Annotated in this window: 20 protein-coding genes; 15 read left to right on the top strand and 5 right to left on the bottom strand. The window is 45.7% G+C overall.

Going from position 1 to position 22,082, the window contains the following annotated elements; all coding sequences use genetic code 11:
- Positions 1–67: 67 nt before the first annotated feature.
- The 4 genes from ABQ275_RS06310 to rpe are packed head-to-tail and all read left to right on the top strand — an operon-like array spanning position 68 to position 4,064.
- Positions 68–994: a homoserine kinase gene (locus ABQ275_RS06310; RefSeq protein ID WP_349317427.1), complete on the top strand. Its 927-nt coding sequence runs from the start codon at positions 68–70 to the stop codon at positions 992–994.
- 18 nt (positions 995–1,012) lie between these two features.
- On the top strand, positions 1,013–2,308 hold the full coding sequence (gene thrC, locus ABQ275_RS06305) for a threonine synthase (RefSeq protein WP_349317426.1): 1,296 nt from the start codon (positions 1,013–1,015) through the stop codon (positions 2,306–2,308).
- A 24-nt stretch (positions 2,309–2,332) separates the two neighbouring features.
- Positions 2,333–3,343, top strand: coding sequence for a tetratricopeptide repeat protein (locus ABQ275_RS06300; protein WP_349317425.1), 1,011 nt, complete (start codon positions 2,333–2,335; stop codon positions 3,341–3,343).
- Positions 3,344–3,398: 55 nt separating this feature from the next.
- Positions 3,399–4,064: a ribulose-phosphate 3-epimerase gene (gene rpe / locus ABQ275_RS06295; protein WP_349317424.1), complete on the top strand. Its 666-nt coding sequence runs from the start codon at positions 3,399–3,401 to the stop codon at positions 4,062–4,064.
- On the opposite strand, the gene ABQ275_RS06290 is transcribed toward rpe, so the two are convergent.
- A complete protein-coding gene (locus ABQ275_RS06290) occupies positions 4,045–4,434 on the bottom strand; it encodes a response regulator (RefSeq protein ID WP_349317423.1) in 390 nt (129 codons plus the stop codon). The two genes, rpe and ABQ275_RS06290, sit on opposite strands and share 20 nt — an antisense overlap.
- A gap of 9 nt (positions 4,435–4,443) precedes the next feature.
- On the bottom strand, positions 4,444–7,080 hold the full coding sequence (locus ABQ275_RS06285; RefSeq protein WP_349317422.1) for a PAS domain-containing protein: 2,637 nt from the start codon (positions 7,078–7,080) through the stop codon (positions 4,444–4,446).
- Between the two features lie 215 nt (positions 7,081–7,295).
- Between ABQ275_RS06285 and purE the strand changes: the two genes are divergently transcribed.
- From purE to ABQ275_RS06265, 4 genes are all read left to right on the top strand, one after another.
- The gene (purE, locus tag ABQ275_RS06280) at positions 7,296–7,751 is read left to right on the top strand and encodes a 5-(carboxyamino)imidazole ribonucleotide mutase (protein ID WP_349317421.1); all 456 of its coding nucleotides are present in this window, start codon (positions 7,296–7,298) and stop codon (positions 7,749–7,751) included.
- 99 nt (positions 7,752–7,850) lie between these two features.
- The gene (locus tag ABQ275_RS06275) at positions 7,851–8,804 is read left to right on the top strand and encodes a PhoH family protein (RefSeq protein WP_349317420.1); all 954 of its coding nucleotides are present in this window, start codon (positions 7,851–7,853) and stop codon (positions 8,802–8,804) included.
- A 268-nt stretch (positions 8,805–9,072) separates the two neighbouring features.
- Positions 9,073–9,561, top strand: a complete 489-nt coding sequence (locus tag ABQ275_RS06270; protein WP_349317419.1) for a DUF4878 domain-containing protein — start codon at positions 9,073–9,075, stop codon at positions 9,559–9,561.
- A 232-nt stretch (positions 9,562–9,793) separates the two neighbouring features.
- On the top strand, positions 9,794–10,336 hold the full coding sequence (locus ABQ275_RS06265) for an inorganic diphosphatase (RefSeq protein ID WP_349317418.1): 543 nt from the start codon (positions 9,794–9,796) through the stop codon (positions 10,334–10,336).
- Between the two features lie 53 nt (positions 10,337–10,389).
- Here the strand turns inward: ABQ275_RS06265 and ABQ275_RS06260 are convergent, their stop codons facing one another.
- On the bottom strand, positions 10,390–11,163 hold the full coding sequence (locus ABQ275_RS06260; protein ID WP_349317417.1) for a C40 family peptidase: 774 nt from the start codon (positions 11,161–11,163) through the stop codon (positions 10,390–10,392).
- 91 nt (positions 11,164–11,254) lie between these two features.
- Here ABQ275_RS06260 and ABQ275_RS06255 point away from each other — a divergent pair, with 91 nt between their 5' ends.
- The 4 genes from ABQ275_RS06255 to ABQ275_RS06240 all read left to right on the top strand — a co-directional run bounded on the left by ABQ275_RS06255 (position 11,255) and on the right by ABQ275_RS06240 (position 13,937).
- Positions 11,255–11,827 carry a hypothetical protein gene (locus tag ABQ275_RS06255; RefSeq protein WP_349317416.1) on the top strand — a complete coding sequence of 191 codons (573 nt, stop codon included), beginning with the start codon at positions 11,255–11,257 and terminating at the stop codon, positions 11,825–11,827.
- A complete protein-coding gene (locus tag ABQ275_RS06250; protein WP_349317415.1) occupies positions 11,820–12,902 on the top strand; it encodes a tetratricopeptide repeat protein in 1,083 nt (360 codons plus the stop codon). The genes ABQ275_RS06255 and ABQ275_RS06250 overlap by 8 nt, the downstream gene beginning before the upstream one ends.
- A gap of 82 nt (positions 12,903–12,984) precedes the next feature.
- Positions 12,985–13,566, top strand: coding sequence for a sigma-70 family RNA polymerase sigma factor (locus ABQ275_RS06245; RefSeq protein WP_349317414.1), 582 nt, complete (start codon positions 12,985–12,987; stop codon positions 13,564–13,566).
- A gap of 17 nt (positions 13,567–13,583) precedes the next feature.
- The gene (locus ABQ275_RS06240) at positions 13,584–13,937 is read left to right on the top strand and encodes a zf-HC2 domain-containing protein (protein WP_349317413.1); all 354 of its coding nucleotides are present in this window, start codon (positions 13,584–13,586) and stop codon (positions 13,935–13,937) included.
- Between the two features lie 94 nt (positions 13,938–14,031).
- Here the strand turns inward: ABQ275_RS06240 and ABQ275_RS06235 are convergent, their stop codons facing one another.
- Positions 14,032–14,511, bottom strand: coding sequence for a nucleoside deaminase (locus ABQ275_RS06235; RefSeq protein ID WP_349317412.1), 480 nt, complete (start codon positions 14,509–14,511; stop codon positions 14,032–14,034).
- Positions 14,512–14,620: 109 nt separating this feature from the next.
- Complete coding sequence (clpB, locus tag ABQ275_RS06230; protein WP_349317411.1) at positions 14,621–17,221, bottom strand: ATP-dependent chaperone ClpB; 2,601 nt, start codon at positions 17,219–17,221, stop codon at positions 14,621–14,623.
- A 189-nt stretch (positions 17,222–17,410) separates the two neighbouring features.
- On the opposite strand from clpB, the gene ABQ275_RS06225 reads away from it, so the two are divergent.
- The 3 genes from ABQ275_RS06225 (at position 17,411) to ABQ275_RS06215 (ending at position 21,965) form a co-directional block, all read left to right on the top strand.
- Positions 17,411–19,762, top strand: a complete 2,352-nt coding sequence (locus ABQ275_RS06225) for a PDZ domain-containing protein (protein WP_349317410.1) — start codon at positions 17,411–17,413, stop codon at positions 19,760–19,762.
- A gap of 73 nt (positions 19,763–19,835) precedes the next feature.
- Positions 19,836–20,819: a helix-turn-helix transcriptional regulator gene (locus tag ABQ275_RS06220; protein WP_349317409.1), complete on the top strand. Its 984-nt coding sequence runs from the start codon at positions 19,836–19,838 to the stop codon at positions 20,817–20,819.
- A gap of 78 nt (positions 20,820–20,897) precedes the next feature.
- Positions 20,898–21,965, top strand: coding sequence for an alkene reductase (locus ABQ275_RS06215; RefSeq protein WP_349317408.1), 1,068 nt, complete (start codon positions 20,898–20,900; stop codon positions 21,963–21,965).
- Positions 21,966–22,082: the final 117 nt, after the last annotated feature.

Genomic DNA, 22,082 nt, shown 5'->3' with positions numbered 1-22,082 from the left:
AAATTATTCCGAAGGAGGTTGCATACATAAAAATCAATTGCTAAATTAATCGTACTTAAACACCCTTATGGATTGTATAAAAGTATTTGCTCCCGGCACCGTTGCCAATGTTGCCTGTGGTTTTGATGTTATAGGATTGGCTATGGACGCGCCGGGCGATGAAATGATCTTACGAAGGAGCAGTGAACCGGGTATCCGCATCACAGCTATACATGGCGCAGACCTGCCAACCGACCCGGCCAAAAATGTGGCCAGCGTAGCCGTACAGGCGCTGTTACAGAAATATGAACAACCGGATCTTGGTATTGAGATAGAAATTTTTAAGAAGATCCATCCCGGTAGCGGTATCGGCTCCAGCGCCGCCAGTAGCGCGGGCGCGGTAGTAGGCGTAAACCACCTGCTGGGAGAGCCTTTCACCAAAAAGCAACTGGTGCGTTTTGCGATGGAAGGAGAAAGACTGGCCTGTGGCTCCGCTCATGCGGACAACGTGGCGCCGGCCATCCTCGGCGGCTTTACCCTTGTGAGGAGCTATCGCCCATTGGATATTACCTCTTTACATACCCCGGAAGAATTATGGGTGACCGTCATCCATCCGCAGATAGAAGTAAAGACCTCAGATGCCCGTGAAATCCTGAAGCAGAAAGTGCTGATGACGGACGCCATCCGGCAGTGGGGCAACGTAGGCGCACTGGTAGCAGCTTTATACCAGGAAGACTATGACCTGATCAGCCGTTCACTCGAAGATGTGATCGTAGAGCCGGTGCGGGCTATCCTCATCCCGGCATTCTATGAACTCAAATTAAAATGCAAGGAAGCAGGTGCACTGGGAGGCGGTATCTCCGGTTCCGGCCCCTCTGTATTCATGCTCAGCAAAGGCGAAGAAAACGCCCGTAATGTGGCTGCCATGATGGATACCGTGTATGCGCCGCTGGGAGTAGATTATAAAATCTATGTTTCCCGTATTAATACAGCCGGCGTAAAAGTGATTGATTAACCCTTTAACCAACGATTCATGCAATATTTCAGTTTACAAAACCAACAGCAGCAGGTATCCTTCGAAACAGCCGTTGTACAAGGGATAGCGCCGGATAAAGGACTATATTTTCCAGAACAGATTCCTACGCTCGACAAAGATTTCATTGCTAACCTGCACGACTATACGGACCATGAGATTGGCTATAAAGTGATCCGTCCTTTTGTGGGAGATGAAATTCCAGAAGAGGCGCTCCTGAAGATCGTAAAAGACACCTTGCATTTTCCGTTTCCGATTCAGAAAGTAACCGGTCATACCTATGCACTGGAATTATTTCATGGCCCTACCCTGGCATTTAAAGATGTAGGCGCCCGCTTCATGGCCGGCTGCCTGGGTTATTTCCGCAGAAACAGTACCAAGCCTGTAACTGTACTGGTAGCCACTTCCGGCGATACCGGCGGGGCTGTTGCCAGTGGGTTCTTTAATGTACCCGGTGTAGAAGTAGTGATCCTCTATCCTTCCAAAAAAGTAAGTACCCTGCAGGAAAAACAGCTGACCACCCTCGGCGGCAATATCCGCGCACTGGAAATAGAAGGCACCTTCGATGACTGTCAGGCTATTGTGAAAGCGGCTTTCCTCGACCAGGAGTTGCAGGAACACCGGCAGCTGACATCCGCCAATTCTATTAATGTAGCCCGCTGGCTACCGCAGATGTTTTATTATTTCCTGGCATACAAACAGATGAAAGCAGCCCATCCCAGGCTGGTATTCTCTGTGCCCAGCGGCAATTTCGGCAATATCTGCGCCGGTTTGATGGCAGCAGCCATGGGATTGCCGGTATCACATTTTGTAGCAGCTACCAATATCAATGATACCGTTCCCCGCTTTATGGGAAGCGGCAAATATGAGCCGGGCAAAGCCCTGCCTACACTTTCCAATGCCATGGATGTGGCCGACCCCAGCAATTTCGTACGGGTGTTACAGTTATTCGGTAACAGTTTACCCGCCCTGAAGGAAAAGTTCACCGCCCTCAGCTTTAACGATAAAGATACTGCCCGCACCATGGAACGGGTATGGAAAGAAAACCATTACATGCTGGACCCACACGGCGCCGTAGGTTTCATGGGCTTGCAGCAATACCTGGAAACAGCTCCGGAGCTAACAGGCGTATTCCTGGAAACAGCCCACCCGGTGAAGTTTGAAGACACTGCGCCAAAATCGATCCGTGATGAGATCTATACCCCCCCACGGGTAATGTCGCTGTACAACAAAGAAAAGACGGCCACCCTGTTGCCGGCAGACTATACTGCCTTCAAAAACTGGTTAATGCGCTAAGGATTTCTTAGTTTTGGCGGTAGTATGAAGTATTTATCGATCCTCCTGGTGTTGCTGGGCGCTGTTGCCTGTAACAATACCGGCAATAATCAGCAAGACCAGTCACCCGCTCCGGATAGCGTGCTTTACAGCGATATTATCCGGCCGGTGACAGATTCTATCAGGCGGTTTCCGGATCAACCTGCGTTGTATTACCGTCGTGCCTTATTACTGTTCAATACAAATCCTACGCTGGCGCAGGCAGATTTTGAAAAGGCTGCCAGCCTGCAACCAGACAATGCAGACTATTGGGCCGGCGCCGGTGAAGCGGCACTGGTAAGTGATGACTACCCGCATGCAGAAATATTTTTCAGGAAAGCACTAACTACCGCCCCCGGCTATACGTACCTGGAATACAGGCTCGCTACAGCCATGATTGAAAACAAAAAATATCCGCAGGCCGATAGCATGGCTAACGTGCTCGCACAAACGAAAGATGCACGCGACAAGGCTTTTTACCTGAAAGCCAGGATAGCAGAAGATCAGCAGGATACAACAACCGCCATCAAACACCTCACCACAGCTATCAGCGCAGCAGGCCCCCATCCGGAGTATGAAGCCGTAATGGAACTGGGCGATCTGTTACGGGCACGTAAACAACCGGCAGCGATTCAGTTTTATAGACAGGCCTGGCAACTGGATTCCCTTAATGCCACTCCCTTATATGAGGCAGCGCAATACCAGGAGGAACTGGGCAACCAGGCCGCCGCTATTGCCGCATACCGGCAATGTATTATTTCAGACCCCGGTTATGAACCGGCTTACCTGGCGCTGGGAAAGATCTACAGCGGTAAAAAGCAGTGGAAAGAAGCATTCAGCTTTTATAACCTGGCGGCAAAATCCGCCCCTACTGATGCACAGGCTTACTATTACCGGGGCCTTTGCCAGGAACAACTGGGCAATAAACAGGAAGCCATCGCTGATTACATAAAAGCAACTTCCTTTAAAAAAGATTTTACCGAAGCCAAAGATGCCATAAAAAGACTCAGCAAATAACCGCTGATGGCATCTCCCGAAATTGCTTAAATTTATCATTCAAAATAAACTGCTTTTGGAAAACTCTCCTGTTTTAGTGGCGCCTTCCTTGCTGGCTGCAAACTTCCTTGAATTGGGAAAAGATGTAGAGATGGTCAACCGCAGCGAAGCTGACTGGTTTCACCTCGACGTAATGGATGGCCGCTTTGTGCCTAATATCAGCTACGGCCTACCTGTTATCGCACAAATAAAGAAAAAGGCCCGCAAGCCCTGTGATGTGCATTTAATGATAGAAGAGCCAGAAAAATATGCAGCCGATTTCAAAAAGGCCGGGGCAGATATCCTCACAGTACACATAGAAGCCTGTGTGCATCTGCACCGTAATATCCAGCAGATAAAGGGACTTGGCATGAAAGCCGGGGTAGCCCTAAATCCGCACACGCCCGTAGGCTGGCTGGAAAATGTGATCCGTGATATTGATGTGGTGCTGATCATGAGTGTAAATCCGGGCTTTGGCGGACAAACCTTTATAGAACAAACCTATCATAAAATAAAGCAGCTCCGTCAGCTGATCAACGACAGCAACGCACATGCGCTCATTGAAGTAGATGGTGGTGTGGGGCCGGAAAACGCCGCATTACTGGTAAAGGCTGGGGCCAATGTGTTAGTAGCCGGTAGTGCTATCTTCTCCTCCGCAGATCCGGAAAAAACGATCATATCGCTTAAGACAGGTGCGCAATAATATCTTTGGAAAGGGGCTTGGTGAGATAACCGCTGACAAAACCGTAATTACGTACCCGTTCTTTATCTTTCTCATCAATGGAAGATGTTAACACAAAAATGCGGATACGTTTGGGGAGGTCCTGGTAAAAAGCAGTATACTCATCAAGAAATTCCCACCCGTCCATCACCGGCATATTAAGATCCAGCAAGATCAGATCAGGTAAGGAATCCACTTTTTCTGCATGATGACGGATATGATCCAGTACATCCTGCGCATCTGAAAATACATGAATATTAGTGCTGATCCCCTGCCGCTCTATCATAATCCGGGCAATCTGCTGGTGGATTGGATCGTCGTCAACAATAAAAATCATATTAATAAGGCTCATAAAAGGGGATTATTCCGGTTTAAAAGTAATAATAAATTTGGTTCCCTGCCCCGGCTGGCTTTCTGCCTTTATACTTCCACCCATTGCTTCTACCTGTGTTTTGGTGATAAACAACCCAATTCCCTTTGCATCTTTATTGCGGTGAAAGGTTTTCCGGAAACCAAATAACTTGTTTCCAAAACGTTCCATATCAATGCCAACACCATTATCCTGTACCGTCAGGATAATATTATCGTTCTCTTTCCAGGTATGCAAATGCACCTCAGGCGTGCCTTCCAGCGATCTGTAACGGATAGCATTGGTAATAAAGTTTTGCAGGATACTGTCGAGGTAAACACGGGAGTACTCTATTACCGGCGCCAGCTCAAAATCGTAAGTGATCCTGATATTACTGGTTTCAATATCTACCAGTAAAATATCTTTTACCCGCTGTAATCTTTCCACAAACAGCAGTTTTTCTTTCTCTACATTCACATCTTTCCGGATCTGTACTACTTCAACCAGGTCATTCAGGGTTTCATCAATTTTCTTGATCACCTCATGCAACATCCCCAGGTATAGTTCTTTCTCCTGTTGCGACGATGCTTCATTATGCATTTGCATCAGCGCCCGCAGGTTGGCAATGGGAGCACGCAGGTTGTGGGAAGTAATGTGGGCAAAGTCTTCCAGTTGTTTGTTCTGATTAACCAGGCTCTTATTGAGTTTAGACAGCTGATCATTAGCCTTCCGCAGCTCTATCTGCATTTTACGGCTTTCTGTAATATCCCGCATAAATACAGAAATACCACCGTCCTGCATGGGGGTGAGCAGGAAGTCGTACCACTTATCTGTTTTGGGGAAATAGATGCCGAACGACTGGGATGCCTGGCGCAGGATGCATTCCTGCAGGCGGGCGTAGAACACGGTGCCGGAAAGGCGGGGAAATACTTCAAAAATATTGCTGCCCATCTGTGCCTGGTGGTCGATCATTTTCTCGGCCTTCTGGTTGAGGAAGTTCAGCTTGCCATCTTTTTCCATAGCAGCATATCCCAGGTCGATGGTATCGAAGAAGAGCCGCATCAGCTCTGTATTGCGCGTGAGTGCTTCCCTGATTTCCGATTGTTCGGTAATATCCTGTACCACGCCGTAGATACGCACCACCTTACCGTTTATATAACCGGGTTGTCCCATGGAACGGACCCTTTTCACCTGCTGGTTGTCGTCCACAATTTTCAGTTGTGCATCAAAGGGTTTACCATCCTCTATACACTGGCGTACCAATTCCGCCAGGTGGTGACGGAATTCTTCTGTATGATAAGCCAGCACAATGTCCAGGGTTATTTCTTTGTCAGGCGGGCAGCTGAAGATATGGTATGTTTCGGCGGACCATCGTACCTCCTGGCTTTCGATATTCATCTCCCAGCCTCCTATCTTTCCGATCTGTCCTGTTTGCAGCAGAAATTCCTGGTTCTTTTTATTTTCCAGTTCCTGCATTTTTTTATCGGTGATATCATTCACCAGCACGACTACGATCATTTCTTTATCTACCGGTTCCACTACCGGGAAGATGGTCAGATCGAGGTATACTTCTTTGTTGACGGTAGTCCAGCGTTTGTCGCGCCGGAAGTCTATTTTCTTTTCCACGCGCAGGGTTTTATTCTCCTGGAGCGCCTGTAGGAATAGTTTATCGAGTCCGAATGCGGTAGACAGTTCATCGCTCATAATGTTGAACTGCCGGCGGGCAGAGGGATACGGGGAGTTGAAAAAGGAGCGTTGTGTTTGATTAATACGGCGGATAAAGCCGAAGTTATCGAATTGGATATAGCCGATGGGCAGATTTTCAATGATATTATCCAGCAGGCGTCCGCTCTTTTGCAGGCTTAGTTCCACCAGCTTTTTCTCTGTGATGTCATCGAGGATCAGGAAGAAGTTGTGCATCCTGTTTTGCTGATCTGTGACGGGGAAAACGGTGGCTTCGTAGTAAACCGGGTAGAGACGGGTCAGGTTCCCGCTGTGTTTTTCGGTGTAGCTGAGCAATACTTCCCGTTTCCTGGTTTGCATGGTTTGCATGGCCTCTTCAAACATTTTGGCCAGTCCATTGAGCCGGTAAAACGGGTCCTGTAGCCAGTTGTAGCTGGTATTGGTAAAGAAAGCATGTTCTTCGCCCCATATTTCCCGCTGGCGGCTGTTCATGTCTATGCTGTTGCCTTCCGCAGAAAACTGCTGGAGGCCTACAGGCAGGTGTTCCAGGATTTGCCTGAAAAACTGTTCTTCTTCCCGGGCTTGCAGTTCCGGTATTTTGCGGGCCGTGATGTCGAGTCCGATCAGGAGGCATTGTTCCATGCTGCCCGATTCGTTGAAAACGGGGTGGCAGCCGGCTTCCAGCCAGAGGTTTATTTCACCGTCCACGAGGAAGCAGATCTGTTCCTGCACGGTTTCACCAACCTGAAGGGCGTTCCATATCCGTTGCCATTGCGCCTGATCGGCAGGAAGCAGCACTTCCTGCAGCTGCTTACCGGTAAGGGCTGCTGATGGCTGCCGTAAAGCTTTCTCCATCAGCGTATTCATGGCAGTGATGCAGCCCGCTGCATCCAGGTTTATTGATAGTGCTAAGGCATTGAGCGCAGCTTCCAGGTGCTGCAGTTGCCGGTAATGCTGTTCCAGCATAACTCCATTCATTTGATAGCGGAATCTTATATCGTTGTGAGTGCAAAGTCTCAAAATACTCAATATATTATAAAAAGCGTTATTACATTGATGAACGTAATAATTTATTCTACCCATTTATCCACCTGATGTGGATTTTCAGTTTTCTGTATTTGTCAAACGATCAATATCTTTGGGCTGTCTAAATAAATAAAAAATAATTAAAATATTATCAAATGAAGGTTTTGATTATCATGGGTTCGGAGAGTGACAAGCCAGTAATGGAAGAATCTCAAAAACACCTGCAGTATTTTGGTATTGAAAATGAGATGGTGGTTGCTTCTGCGCACCGTAATCCCGACAAAGTGCGGGAGATCTGTATTACAGCAGAAGAGAAAGGTTTTGGCGTGGTTATTGCCGCGGCCGGTATGGCAGCAGCCTTACCTGGAGTAGTATCAGCATACACATCTCTGCCTGTTCTGGGAGTACCTTTGGATGGCGGTTTGCCTGGTGGAATTGATGCCCTGTATTCTATTGTGCAAATGCCGGCGGGCTTACCCGTAGGTACACTTGCTGTAGGAAAAGCGGGTGCCCGTAATGCAGCTATACTGGCTGCGCGGATACTGGCGCTGGGCAACAAGGATATCGCGGCAAAAGTAGCAGCGTTCAAACAGAACGGGTATAGAATTTAGTGAATGCTTAACAATACTGCTCTCCAGGTTGTCCTATAATTCAATATATTCGGCTTGAAAAATGCCGATCATTTCCTGGAAAATTAAATCGTTGAATCATTGACTGAATCCATTATCAACTTAGAAAGTATTAATCCCTTAGAGTTTTTCGGCGTGAACAACGGAAAGCTGGATTTGCTGAAAAAGAAATTCCCTTTGTTAAAGATCCTGTCCAGGGGTACCCAGTTAAAATTGAGTGGGGCACCGGAAGAAGTGGCTACAGCAGAAGGAAAGATAAGCCAGATCGTTAAGTACCTGGAGCGCAATGGTAATCTTACTGAAAATTATTTTGAACAGATCCTGGGAGATGAGGAAGGGACGAAGATCGATCATTTCAGCGACCGTAATCCCAATGAGGTCCTGGTGTTTGGTCCAAATGCCCGTACTGTGAGGGCACGCACTGCCAATCAGAAAAAGATGGTAGCGTTGGCCGACAAAAATGACATTGTATTTGCGATAGGTCCTGCCGGTACCGGTAAAACCTATACAGCCGTTGCACTGGCCGTACGTGCACTCAAAAACAAAGCAGTAAAAAAGATCATTCTTACCCGTCCGGCGGTAGAAGCAGGTGAAAGCCTGGGATTCCTTCCGGGTGACTTAAAAGAGAAGATTGATCCCTATCTGCGGCCATTGTATGATGCGCTGGATGATATGATCCCTGCGGAAAAGCTGACTTATTATATGACTAACCGTGTTATTGAAATAGCCCCGTTAGCGTATATGCGCGGCCGTACCCTGGATAATTCCTTTATTATCCTGGATGAGGCCCAAAACGCCACCGATTTGCAGATCAAAATGTTCCTTACCCGTATAGGTGCCTCTGCCAAAGCTATCATCACCGGTGATCTTACGCAGATCGATCTCCCTAAAAACCAGAAGTCGGGCCTTGAAAAAGCAACCCGGATCCTGCGTAATGTAGAAGGAATCGGTTCTGTAGAACTGGATGAAGAAGATGTGGTAAGACATAAGCTTGTAAAAGCCATTATCAGGGCTTATGAGGCCAATAAGGATTAAATAAACATTTATGAATTTTTTGATTTTGATATGTAGATATTTTGTTTCCAGTAGGAGTTTCCTTTGAGAAACAAAATTCCTACATATCAAAATCAAAAAATTCATAAATATTTTAACGCTTTGTTAACGGCCTTTGCAGTAAGTTCACCTGTTTTTATGAGGGATAATTCAGTCAGGAAGCCAGTTAATCAACATTGCGGTAATAGTGCCTTTGTAGATTTGATTGTTTAACCCTATTTTTGTTGTGATATAATAATTCATCGACCGCATGACCAATTTTCGTCGAATCTTGACCATGGCAGTGCTGGCAACACTGCTATTAACCAGCTGTAAGAAACGGGCTACTCCTCAGGAGGTTGCGCTAGCGTTTATGCATGCTATACAGGATTCGAACTTCGACCAGGCAAGGGATTATGCCACCAAAGAATCCCAACAGGTAATACAGATCTATTCTATTTTTGATGGCCGCCGCAGCGATGCGGAGCGGGAGAAAATTAAGAATGCCAAGATTGAAGTAGTGGAAACGGAAGAAAATGGCGACAACGCTTCTGTAACAATACTCAATTCCTCCGCACACCAGAAAGAAATATTGCAACTGGTGAAAGAAAGCGGCCAATGGAAGATTTCCCTGACTTTTGAAAGTATTATTCCAAACTATATTCCACCAGCCAGCCCCGGTTCAGCTACTGATTCCACCACTATTTTGTCGCCGGATACCGCCACCGGAAGCAATATTAATGTGCCAGCTGCTAAATAACCAATATCCCTTCTTTCCTTTTTTTATGGAGAGAAAGGGATAATTTTTAGCTATTAACCGTGAGTTCCCTTAATTTTGCCACGCATTAATGGATTTCCCATGTGGATGATTTCCTGTTTATAACTTACCGGAAACATAACGAAGCTATCATTGAAAAGTGAGATGCATCATGTATTCACTTTTCAACATTAAGCCAATATTGAACAATAAACCATAAAGTAAAAGTAGATTTATGATGACAACAAATCCCTGGCACAGTGTGAGTCCCGGCTCTGAAGTGCCACATGTTGTAAACGCAATTATTGAGATTCCAAAGGGATGCCGCGCCAAATATGAACTGGATAAAGAAAGCGGCCTGCTGAAGCTGGACCGTGTTCTATATTCTTCTGTATACTATCCAGCCAACTACGGTTTTATACCTCAGTCTTACTGCGATGACCGTGATCCACTGGATATCCTGGTGCTGTCGCAAATTGAATGCGTACCTTTATGCATCGTTGAAGCCAAAGTAATCGGTGTGATGCAGATGATAGACGGTGGTGAAGCTGATGACAAGATCATCGCTGTTGCTGCCAACGACATGAGCGTAAATTATATCAACGATATTTCCGAACTGCCGCCTCATTTTATTGATGAAATGAGACATTTCTTCGAAGAATACAAAAAGCTGGAAAGGAAATCTGTAAAGGTGGAAGAATTCCAGAATAAGGAAAAAGCAGAAGGCATTATTATGCAGAGCTTTGAAGATTACAAAAAGAACTTTAAACAAAGCTAGTGCGGGAAAAGAGCGGGATACGGATTACATGGTAACCTGTATCCCGTACTTTTTTAAAAGTATCTCTTTATGATCCCCAACTTATGCGTTCTCAACCTGGTATCAGCATGAATGATACCCTCGTTATCGATCGGATCAATACGTACTTTGCCGGAGGAATGAATGATTTCATGGTCATTGAGCAGGACGCCCACATGTGTGATCCGTCCTTCTTCATTGTCAAAAAAGGCCAGATCACCCAGCCTGGCTTCCAGTAAAAAGTCTACAACCGTCCCCTGGGTGGCCTGTTCATAAGCATCGCGTAAAACGGGAATACCCATCAGCTTTAAAACGCTTTGTGTAAACCCGGAGCAGTCAACACCGAAAACACTTTTTCCACCCCATAGATAAGCCGTATTCAAAAATTTCAGGGCAACATCTTTCAGGTGTGTGAACGTTTCCGGCAGACCGGGTTGCAGTATAAGTGGTTTATCTTCAAAGACTACCTGTATACTTCCCCATTTTGCGGACGAAGTGTTGTCGCTTTTCACCAGGCAGCCGAAGGGTACTACCATCCGCTGCCCGTTCATGGTCACCTGGTTGATCCAGCCCGGCATATAACCAGTAGCAGGCGCGGTATACAGTTCAGCTTCCACTTCTTCGAGGTGGGCAACAGTAACCCAGCCGGTGTAGCCGTCGTACTGATTCTTTACCTGTACCCATCCGCCGGGAGCGGAATCTGTGATTTCCACACATTCGCCCCATAACAGCTGGGAGATCATTTCACTTTTATGCGCTGTAGTGGCGCGCATGGGCGCAACCGGCACAACAACAATCGCGTATGGCATATAAATTGTATAAATCCGATTTATTATTCAAATATCTGGCGTCCGAATGAACTTTTTCTGCTTTTATACGTAAATATATAGTAATAAGTTTATGCACCAACAGTTAACCAATTTATCTGATAAAGAGCTGATATCCCGGGCCAGGAAACAAAAAGACCGGGAAGCGGAAGGTGTATTGATGGACAGGTACAGTCATTTACTGGTAGCTGTAACGCTCCCCTATCTGAACAATAATCCCAACCTGGACCCCAATGTAGTTTTTCCTACGGTACTACAAAGACTAAGTGCCAGCCTGAAAACACAGACCATTTACAAAGCAAGTGAATGGATCTTACATATACAGAAAGGATACTTAGGTCAGTCTGAAAAGAGTACTCCCTTTTATCCATCCAGAGACGGCAGGGATCTCCTGCATATTGAAAACAAGGTAGAGAAAGCCACTACCAACATTATTGACCAACAGGACCTGGCGGTAAGGCTGGATCAGGCCTTACAACGTATGAGTGCGGAAGACAGGGATCTTCTCACCAGTTTTTATCTGGAAAGCAAAACATTTGCTGACATTTCAGCGGCCAAAGGATTGACACGTGAAATAGTACGAAACCAGCTGAAAGCTGCCAAAGGGAAACTTGCCAAGTTATTTATGAACCAGGGATATGTTTAGTAGTAAACCAAACGAAAAATTATTAAAAATCTTTTCAGGTATCCGTTGTCTCAACAAGGATCAGCTTCCCCGTTACCTGGATGGAAGGCTGACAGACGTGGAGAAACACCTCATGGAACAACATCTCACGGATTGCGATCTTTGCTTTGGTGCACTACAGGCTTTGGAAAAGGAAACAGGCAATGAAAAATACCTGGATCTGACTACCAAATTGCAACGTTATATCCACCAAACCATAGAGCCTGTTTCACATGTGCAGAAAGTAGCGCAATATACCCGTAAGGAAAGAACTAAAGAAAACCTGCTGGTATACTTCTGGTTGATCGCTTTTGCCATCCTTGGCGTGGGCAGCGTATATGTAATGCGCGGACACATGCGTAATCAGCCGGTAGCCAATAAAGAGGCAGCCACTACCCTTCCTTCTAAAACGGATTCTCCGGCCATCATACCAGCCCAACAGCCTATTGTTGGCCCGGAACATACACCGGCCGCTTCACAGACTTCACCGGCTGTTACATCAGCAAAACCGGCAGTACCAGCGCCACCTCCCGCCCGCCCTGTGATGGACTCTGCTGCAAGGGTAAAAGCGGCAGCGGCAAAAGTCCAGCAGCAAAAGAAAACGGCAGACAGCATCCGGAAACAGGTAGCCTTTCAAAAACTACAGGACTCCCTGAAAAAAGAGGTGGCTAAAAAAGACGATAACAGATCCGATACAGAAGTGAAGACCACCCCTGTAACCCCTGAACTGAAATCCGAACCAAAACCAGCACCCAAAAAAACGGCTGCAGAACCCGTTAAAAAAGAAGCCGCCCCGGAACCGGTAAGCAGCGATGAATACCTCTACAAAGCAGCTATGGTATACCAGCAACAGGGTAATATCAATGAAGCCATTGAACGATACAAACGGATAGAATCCATCAGTTCCGGAAAATACGTGGAGATGGCCCGTTATCAACTCGCTATCTGCTACCGCAGCAAAGGACAAGCAGGGAAAGCCCGCCGTATGTTCAAAGAAGTAATACGCATGGATGGCGCCTTAAAGAATAATGCACAACAAGCTTTGGATAATATGTAACCGCAACTTCATCATCCGTAATATTTATATTTATGGATTTTCTATCTGAATGCATCTTAATACTGCATTCTATTTTAAGCCTGTGAATAATCCAGACATACAACAACTAACAGATCAGGAGTTACTGCAACGGTTCAAAGCTGATAATAACGGTGAGTGGATAGGTGTGCTCTTTGACCGGTATGCCTTGCTATTGCTGGGTATGTGTATGAAGTACCTGAAAAATGAAGAAGATGCCCGCGATGCGGTGCAACAAATATTTCTCAAAGTATTATCAGACATCAACAAGCATGAGATCCAGTTTTTTCGCGCCTGGATCTACCAGGTCACCAAAAACTATTGCCTGATGCAATTGCGGCAGCATCATATGAAGTATAAGGAAGAAATTACCGACAAACATGCGGGGGCGTTATCTGTTGAACAGGAAGATAAACGGGTGTTCCAGGAAAAGGATATCCTGCTCGAAAATATGGAGCAGGCGATGAACCTCCTGAATCCGGAACAAAAATTATGCGTACAACTGTTTTACCTGCAAAAGAAGTCCTACCAGGAAATTGCCAGTCAAACCGGGTACAGCTTATTACAGGTAAAAAGTTATATCCAGAACGGCAAACGTAACCTCAAACTTTTACTGGAAAAACAACAACGCGCAAACAATAGTTAATTTGCATCAATAGTGATATGAACGAGCATTTCAACGATATTTTTGTAACTACGGGCTGTCCTACGCAACAGCAGCTACTGGACTATGTGCAGGGCAAGCTGACAGCGGAAGAACAACACGAGGTGGAAATGCACCTGGCCGATTGTGAGTTATGCAGCGAAGCAATAGAAGGCCTGGCAGCCATAAAAGATAAAAAACAAATTCCTGTATGGCTCCGTGATATGAGATGGCAACTGTTAAAAAAACTCCATATCCGCTACCGCTCCCGGAGGAAAACAGATAATTATATATACCTCACCGTTATCATCCTGGGCATCCTGTTTTTATTGCTGGCGCTATTTTGGGGATTTCATTTTGCCACCCGGAAATAAATAATGCTGTGATTAGTTTGATTTAAAATAATTAACCTGATTTATCTTTTATAACTGAAAAAAAATAAATCAGGTTGATGCCCCCTTAACCCCATCAATAAAGGGTTCTATCTCCCTTCTCTTTCCATTGACGGAACACATTCAATGCATCATTGTCGGGTAAAGGAATGAGCGGGATCTTTTTATCTTCATGGGCAAGCCCCATTTCGCGGTAAATAAAGGAATCATCAAAATCAATGGCCGCCGCATCTTCCTTGGTATTAGCAAAATATACACGCAACGGACGCGCCCAGTAAATAGCCCCCAGACACATCGGACAAGGTTCACAGGAAGTATAGATTTCACAATCAGGTAACTGGAAAGAACCCAGTTTTTTACAGGCATCCCGGATAGCCATTACTTCAGCATGCGCCGTAGGGTCGTTATTCAATAATACCTGGTTCCAGCCTTCTCCTATGATCTCCTCTCCTCTTACCACAATAGCGCCGAAAGGCCCGCCGGCACCATTTTGCATTCCCCTGCGGGATAAAGCCACGGCATGCTGCATAAATTTTTTTTCTCTTTCACCTGTCATGGTACTGAATATTGATTCTCTCAAATTTACCGAAAAGGGCGGGCATAAAAAAGCCCCGCGAGGAATCGCAGGGGCTTATCGTTAACTGTGTATCGTCGTATTTAGAAAATTAATTGTTTCTTATCACTACCACACCGTCAAACACATCAATCAGCACCGGTTTGGTTTTATCAATATCACCTGCCAGGATCTTTTTACTTAACAGGTTAATGATCTCTTTCTGAATGAGTCTTTTCAGTGGTCTTGCACCAAACTGCGGGTCATAACCCTGTACAGAAAGATACTCTAATGCATAATCAGAAAATTCCAATATCATGCCACTTTTTGCTACCATCTCCTTCAGTTGTTGTAACTGAATGTTAATTATTCCCTTAATTTCTGCTCTCATTAATGGCTGGAACATGATCACCTCATCCACCCTGTTCAGGAACTCCGGACGGATGGATTGTTTCAATACTGCCATCACTTCATCTTTCGTCCTGTCTACAATCTCTTCACGGTTGCTATCATTGATATTTTCAAAATTATCCTGGATAATATTACTACCCATATTGCTCGTCATGATGATGATGGTGTTCTTGAAATTCACCACCCGACCTTTGTTATCTGTTAAGCGGCCATCGTCCAATACCTGCAACAAAATGTTAAAGGTATCCGGGTGTGCTTTCTCAATTTCATCCAGCAGCACTACGGAGTAAGGTTTGCGGCGTACAGCTTCTGTGAGCTGCCCACCTTCATCGTAGCCTACATATCCCGGAGGCGCACCTACCAGTCTGCTCACAGCGTGTTTCTCCTGGTATTCGCTCATGTCAATACGGGTCATCATCTGATCATCATCAAACAGGTATTCCGCCAGTGCTTTGGCCAGTTCCGTTTTACCAACACCGGTAGTACCGAGAAAGATAAAGGAACCAATAGGTTTGCGCGGATCCTGTAATCCGGCGCGGCTGCGGCGGATGGCGTCAGATACGGCGATGATGGCTTCGTCCTGTCCTACTACCCGTTGATGCAGTTCATCTTCCAGGTGCAGCAACTTATCCTTTTCACTCTGCATCATTTTAGATACCGGTATGCCGGTTGCCCTGGCCACGTTTTCGGCGATATCTTCCGCATCTACTTCTTCTTTAAGCAGACGTTTATTGTTCTCGGATATTTTACTTAATTCTGCTGTGAGATCAGTAACGAGTTTCTCCTGTTCTTTTACCTTACCATAACGGATTTCCGCTACGCGGCCGAAGTCGCCGTTACGTTCTGCCTGTTCGGCTTCCAGTTTCAGGTTTTCGATAGCCGCTTTGGCATTCTGCACTTTATCTACCACCTCTTTTTCCGCCTGCCACTTGGCTTTGAACGTATTCCGCTCTTCACTCAAACGGGCAATTTCTTCACCCAGTTCGCGCAGCTTATCTTCATCATTCTCTCTTTTAATAGCCTCTCTCTCAATTTCAAGCTGCCGGATCCTTCTTTCCAGTTCATCCAGTTCTTCCGGCATGGAGTTCATTTCCAGCCTTAGTTTGGCCGCACTTTCATCTATCAGGTCAATCGCCTTGTCCGGTAAAAAACGATCAGAGATATAACGGTGTGATAACTCTACCGCAGCGATGATCGCTTCATCTTTGATCAGCACATGGTGATGACTTTCATATCTTTCTTTCAGTCCGCGTAAGATAGAGATGGCATCTTCCACACTGGGTTCATCCACCATTACCTTCTGGAAGCGGCGTTCCAGTGCTTTATCTTTCTCAAAATATTTCTGGTATTCATTCAATGTAGTAGCACCGATTGCGCGCAATTCTCCACGGGCCAATGCAGGCTTCAGGATATTAGCGGCGTCCATAGCGCCTTCCATGGCACCAGCGCCGATGAGGGTATGTATTTCATCGATAAACAGAATGATCTGTCCATCGCTGTCTGTCACCTCTTTTATAACGGCTTTTAATCTTTCTTCAAACTCACCGCGGTATTTGGCACCCGCCATGAGTGCGCCCATATCCAGGCCATAGATGATCCGTGATTTCAGGTTTTCCGGCACATCGCCATTGAGGATGCGGTGTGCAAGTCCTTCTACGATAGCGGTTTTACCCACACCCGGTTCACCTACCAGGATAGGATTATTTTTTGATCTGCGGGAGAGGATATGCAATGTTCTGCGTATTTCCTCATCGCGTCCTATCACCGGATCCAGCTTGCCGTCACGGGCCAGCTCATTCAGGTTTTTGGCGTACTTCTGTAAGGTATTGTATTGTGTACCGCCGGATTGTGAATTGACGGTATCGCCTTTGCGCAGTTCTTTAATAGCGGCTTTCAGCCCCTTATCAGTAAGCCCTGCATCTTTCAATAGTTTTGATGTATCATCGTTACCGCTCAATATAGCCAGCAGCAAGTGTTCTACACTTACAAATTCATCTTTAAATTCTTTGATCGTGTTGCCGGCGCGTAGCATTACATTGTTGGCATCACGGCTCAGCATTTGTCCGGCTTCCCCGCCTACCATTTTGGGGTATTTCTGCAACTGTTCATCCAGCTTACTGTTGAGGAACGAGGTGTTGACCGAGTTCTTCTTCAGCAGGTATTCTACAGGACTGTCGTTATCCTCCAGCAAAGCCTTCAGGACATGTCCTGTTTCAATGGCCTGGTTCTGGTTGTTAAACGCCAGTTGTTGCGCCTGTTGCAGTATTTCCTGCGATTTTATAGTGAAATTGTTCAGATTCATTTTCTCCTTTTTTGATGTTTCAAACGTGTTACAGTAACAACAAACGACGAACCAATGTTCTACTTTCGGAAATTTTGACATATGTTCATCGTTTTCTCTGCACTTTTAGCAGAAGAAAGCGTTAGGAACTGCTAATTTTTCATTACAAATGAATAAATGGTGTAGTTATCTTACTACTTCAATCTGGTTATGAAAAAGTATTATACAACTATTCTTTTCCTGGTGGCGCTGCTGCTGCAGACCGTCCTTGTGCCCGCGCAACAAAAAAACAACGACAAACTCATACTGGTACAACCCGGCGAACGTACCCGCAACCTCAACAGTCTTCCTACAACGGTAGTAATGAAGCAGCTACCCACCGTTATACGGCATTACCGCGCCATGAACCCGGATAAAAACATCGTAGTGAAGTTTGCTCCCGGCACTTATTATCCTGATAGTACCTGGGTGCTGACACCGGAAGATAATAACGGTGATGCACATATTACTTTCAGCAGCAGCAACAAAAATATACCCGCCACCATCAGCGGTGGTAAAAAGGTGGCAGTAACCTGGACGCTGTGGAAAGACGGTATTTACAAAGCACAGCTGGACCTCCCATTTACTTTTGACCAGTTATACATAAATGATGAACAACAGATCCGTGCGCGCTATCCAAACTACGACAGCAGCGCCCGGCATTATAACGGTACCGCGGCAGATGCCATCAGCCCCGAAAAGGTGAAGACCTGGCAGCATCCGGAAGGCGGCTATGTGCATGCTTTACACAAGGCTGAATGGGGCGGCTACCATTACCGCATCACCGGTGTAAATGCAGACTATACCCTTCAGCTGGAAGGCGGCTATCAGAACAACCGGCAGATGGGTATGCACGACCAATACCGTTTTGTAGAAAATATTTTTGAAGAACTGGATACCGTGAAAGAATGGTATTATAACAATAGCACCAAAACGCTTTACTACAAACCCGGCAACAACACAGACCTGAAAAAGGCGACGGTAGTTGTGTCCCGGCTGCCACAGGTGATTGCCCTGAAAGGTAGTACAGATAACCCCGTGCGCAACATCTCTTTTGAAGGAATCCGCTTTGCGCATACGGCGCCAACGTTTATGGATACACGCGAACCGCTGTTGCGTAGCGACTGGGCCATTTACCGCGGCGGCGCCGTTGTACTGGATGGTACTGAAAACTGTAGCATAAAAGATTGTGAATTTGATCACAATGGCGGCAACGCCATATTTGTAAGTAATTACAATCGCGGCGCCATGATCAGCGGTTGTCATATTCATGATGCAGGAGGCAGTGGTATTTGTTTTGTGGGCAACCCGGAGGCTGTACGCAGCCCTTTGTTTGAATACAATAAATCATTACCGCTGGCAGCCATAGATACGGTAACGGGGCCTAAAAGCCGCCACTATCCTGATTCCTGCACCGCCTATAATAACCTGATACACAGCATCGGGCGTATAGAAAAACAAACAGCCGGTGTACAGATTTCAATGGCCATGGATATTACCGTGTCGCACAATACTATTTACGATGTACCACGTGCAGGCATTAACGTTAGTGAAGGAACCTGGGGTGGTCATTTGATTGAATACAACGACGTGTTTAACACCGTGCTGGAAACAGGCGACCATGGCGCTTTCAATTCCTGGGGCCGGGACAGGTACTGGCGCCCTTCCCGTCATGAAATGGATAGTATTGTAGCCATTCATCCCTGGTTGGTGAAGCTTGATGCCATTAAAACAACAACCCTGCGTAATAACCGTTTCCGCTGCGATCATGGCTGGGACATCGATCTGGATGACGGCTCTTCCAATTATCATATTTACAATAATGTTTGCTTAAACGGCGGTCTGAAATTACGGGAAGGATTTTATCGTACCGTTGAAAATAATATCATCCTGAATAACTCTTTTCATCCGCATGTATGGTTTGCCAACAGTCATGATATTTTTCGCCATAACATCGTCACCGCTGCTTATAAGCCTATTGGCATTACTTACTGGGGTGAGGAGGTTGACTACAACTTTTTCCCGGATAAGGCAGCCATCGTTCCGCCAACAGACGTACATGCTGTTTCAGGCAATCCGATGTTTATACAACCGGCTACCGGCGATTACCGGGTGAGTCCTTCTTCACCTGCCCTACAAACAGGCTTTAAGAACTTCCCGATGAATGAATTTGGCGTAGTATCACCTGCACTGAAAAGAATAGCTAAAAAAGCACCGCTGCCGGTATTAAAGCAGCAAGCGATCCTGGAATCAGCCGTGATCAGCTGGCAGGGCGCAAAAGTGAAAAATATAACAACGCTGGGAGAACGCTCCGCAGCAGGCTTACCCGATAACAACGGGGCTTACTTTATAGCTGTGCCCACCAACTTCAGATATGATATACAAGCCGGTGATGTAGTGTTACAGGTAGGCGATAAAGCAGTAAAGAATGTAGCGGAGATGATCAAAGCGTTTGAAGCGCAGGGAAATACCCATGTCAGCATTATTGTATTCAGAAATCAACAGCAGAAAAAACTGGATTAATATTTAGAGATTTTGATATTTAGGGATTTAGGAGATATTATTTAACTTAAGTGCTTATTTCAATCAAACACTTATGGTATTTGAGTTTGAGGCTTCTCCTTCTTTTGATTTTTTAACCGGTTTTGCCGAAACGTTTCATGTGCCTTTGGATGGCGACAGGTTAACGATTCCGGCTTCAATGGGTGAAGGTACTATCAGAAAAATAGAACTGGATACCGGTTTTAAGTTACTCATTCACCGGTACCGGCTCAAAGAAGAATTTATACTTAAACGCAAAGGTCCTGCGGATATTAATGACCTGGTAACAATCATTTTACACAGTAATGAAGAGCCTATATGCCTGTTAGCGGAAGAAAAAGATCGCGTTCAAATTTCAAGGACCAGCGATTCCGCTATTCAGATAGCTTCTGCCGACCTCAATTCTGTGACCCATTTCCCGGCGGAAGCGGAGATTTATTTTACCGTAATTGGTATTAAGGCTTCCATATTGGCCACACTGCTAGGCATAGAGCATCCCAACAACCTGGTGCAAACAATCACCAGTGGGACAGCTTCCTTCCTTTTTTATGAAAGTATGAACCAGGAAGTACAAAAAGTATTGAAACAGGTAACGGATTATAATGAAGAGGGGAATCTGCGTATGTTGTATTACAGGTTTAAAGTACAGGAACTGCTTTATATACTGTTCAACAACCTGTTGCAACGGGAAGCGACACCGCTTAAACCGGTCAATAAAGCTGATATAGACACACTGTTTGTTATAAGAACGACCATCCTCACAGATTTGAGCAAGCCTCCACATCTACCTGAAATTTCAAAAATGGCTGGTATGAGTGAAACAAAAATGAAGGAGTTGTTCAAACAGGTATTTGGCGACACCCTATATAATTATTATCAGAAAGCGAGGATGGAAGAAGCAGCCTATTTACTAAGACAAGGCGGCTATTCCGTATCTGAAGCGGGCTACCAACTTGGGTTTTCTAACCTGAGTCATTTCAGCCGCTTATTTGAGAAACATTATGGAATGAAGCCCAAAAAATTCTCCTCCGTCGGATAGGACTATTTTTCAACCTTTAATGGCTATTTTATCTGTAAAAGCAGATGGATATTTGTGCTATAATTAAAATACACAAATATGAACAAGCTTTTAACGCCTTATCATAAGAACGGACTAAGGCTAAAGAACCACCTGGTGATGGCGCCTATGACCCGCAGCAGGGCTATCGATAATATACCGAATGACCTTATGAAGGAATATTATAGCCAACGCACAGGCGCCGGACTGATTATTACGGAAGGAACTGCCCCAACACCCGATGCACTGGGCTATCCACGCATACCTGGCATCTTTAGTAAAGCACAGATAGCAGGATGGAAAAAAATTGTCACAGCAGTACATGAAGGAAATAGCAAATTTTTCATGCAGTTGATGCATACAGGGCGTATTGGTCACCAGGATAATTTACCTGAAGGCGCGGAACTGGTTGGAGCATCGTCCATCAAAGCGGCTGGTCAGGTATACACAGATACGAAAGGTCCGCAGGATCATTCAGAACCCAAAACACTCACCACAGCAGGTGTTAAATCAATTATCCAGGGCCACATAACAGCTGCCAGGAATGCCATAGAAGCTGGTTTCGATGGTATTGAACTCCATGGCGCCAATGGTTACCTGATAGAACAGTTCTTACATCCGCAAATCAATAACCGCACAGACGAATACGGCGGCAGTATTGAAAAACGTGCGGCATTGGCCATAGAACTGGCCAGGGGGATTTCAGACGCGATTGGTAAAGAGAAGGTGGGCATACGCTTTTCGCCATATTCCACACTCAGTGATTTACAGCCCTATGCAGTAGACGAAGTACATGATACCTATGTGTATCTTGCTACAGAGATGGATAAAATAGGTATCGCCTATCTGCACATTGCAGTAGCTGCCCAGATCCCTCAAAAAACTTTTGATGCCATCCGTTCCGCATTTAAAGGAACTATTATCATATGCAACGGGCTTACCCCTGCAACAGCAGCACAGACGCTGGAAAATGGGTTTGCAGACCTGGTTGCCTTTGGAAGGGCATTTCTGGCCAATCCCGATCTGGACAAGCGCATCGCCAAAAATGCCGCGCTGAATGCACCTGATTTTGCCACCGCCTATACCGCGGGTGCTACGGGTTATACAGACTATCCTTTTTTGGCTTAAAAAAATAAAATAGCAGCATATAAGTAAAGGCCCCTGCAAATTGCAGGGGCCTTTACTTATATGCCAAAAGTGATGATCATGCTGCTTATTCCCACGCTTTCACCAACGCTTTATGGT

Source organism: Chitinophaga sp. MM2321, assembly GCF_964033635.1.
Lineage (GTDB): Bacteria > Bacteroidota > Bacteroidia > Chitinophagales > Chitinophagaceae > Chitinophaga.
The sequence above is the reverse complement of the archived record's forward strand: the minus strand, read 5'-3'. Positions and strand labels throughout refer to the sequence as shown.

Bases quoted from the DNA above. Each gene is read 5' to 3' on its own strand.
- ABQ275_RS06310 (WP_349317427.1), top strand. From the start codon at position 68: ATGGATTGTATAAAAGTATTTGCTCCCGGCACCGTTGCCAATGTTGCC.
- thrC (WP_349317426.1), top strand. From the start codon at position 1,013: ATGCAATATTTCAGTTTACAAAACCAACAGCAGCAGGTATCCTTCGAA.
- ABQ275_RS06300 (WP_349317425.1), top strand. From the start codon at position 2,333: ATGAAGTATTTATCGATCCTCCTGGTGTTGCTGGGCGCTGTTGCCTGT.
- ABQ275_RS06290 (WP_349317423.1), bottom strand. From the start codon at position 4,434: ATGAGCCTTATTAATATGATTTTTATTGTTGACGACGATCCAATCCAC.
- ABQ275_RS06285 (WP_349317422.1), bottom strand. From the start codon at position 7,080: ATGCTGGAACAGCATTACCGGCAACTGCAGCACCTGGAAGCTGCGCTC.
- purE (WP_349317421.1), top strand. From the start codon at position 7,296: ATGAAGGTTTTGATTATCATGGGTTCGGAGAGTGACAAGCCAGTAATG.
- ABQ275_RS06270 (WP_349317419.1), top strand. From the start codon at position 9,073: ATGACCAATTTTCGTCGAATCTTGACCATGGCAGTGCTGGCAACACTG.
- ABQ275_RS06265 (WP_349317418.1), top strand. From the start codon at position 9,794: ATGATGACAACAAATCCCTGGCACAGTGTGAGTCCCGGCTCTGAAGTG.
- ABQ275_RS06260 (WP_349317417.1), bottom strand. From the start codon at position 11,163: ATGCCATACGCGATTGTTGTTGTGCCGGTTGCGCCCATGCGCGCCACT.
- ABQ275_RS06255 (WP_349317416.1), top strand. From the start codon at position 11,255: ATGCACCAACAGTTAACCAATTTATCTGATAAAGAGCTGATATCCCGG.
- ABQ275_RS06250 (WP_349317415.1), top strand. From the start codon at position 11,820: ATGTTTAGTAGTAAACCAAACGAAAAATTATTAAAAATCTTTTCAGGT.
- ABQ275_RS06240 (WP_349317413.1), top strand. From the start codon at position 13,584: ATGAACGAGCATTTCAACGATATTTTTGTAACTACGGGCTGTCCTACG.
- ABQ275_RS06235 (WP_349317412.1), bottom strand. From the start codon at position 14,511: ATGACAGGTGAAAGAGAAAAAAAATTTATGCAGCATGCCGTGGCTTTA.
- clpB (WP_349317411.1), bottom strand. From the start codon at position 17,221: ATGAATCTGAACAATTTCACTATAAAATCGCAGGAAATACTGCAACAG.
- ABQ275_RS06225 (WP_349317410.1), top strand. From the start codon at position 17,411: ATGAAAAAGTATTATACAACTATTCTTTTCCTGGTGGCGCTGCTGCTG.
- ABQ275_RS06220 (WP_349317409.1), top strand. From the start codon at position 19,836: ATGGTATTTGAGTTTGAGGCTTCTCCTTCTTTTGATTTTTTAACCGGT.
- ABQ275_RS06215 (WP_349317408.1), top strand. From the start codon at position 20,898: ATGAACAAGCTTTTAACGCCTTATCATAAGAACGGACTAAGGCTAAAG.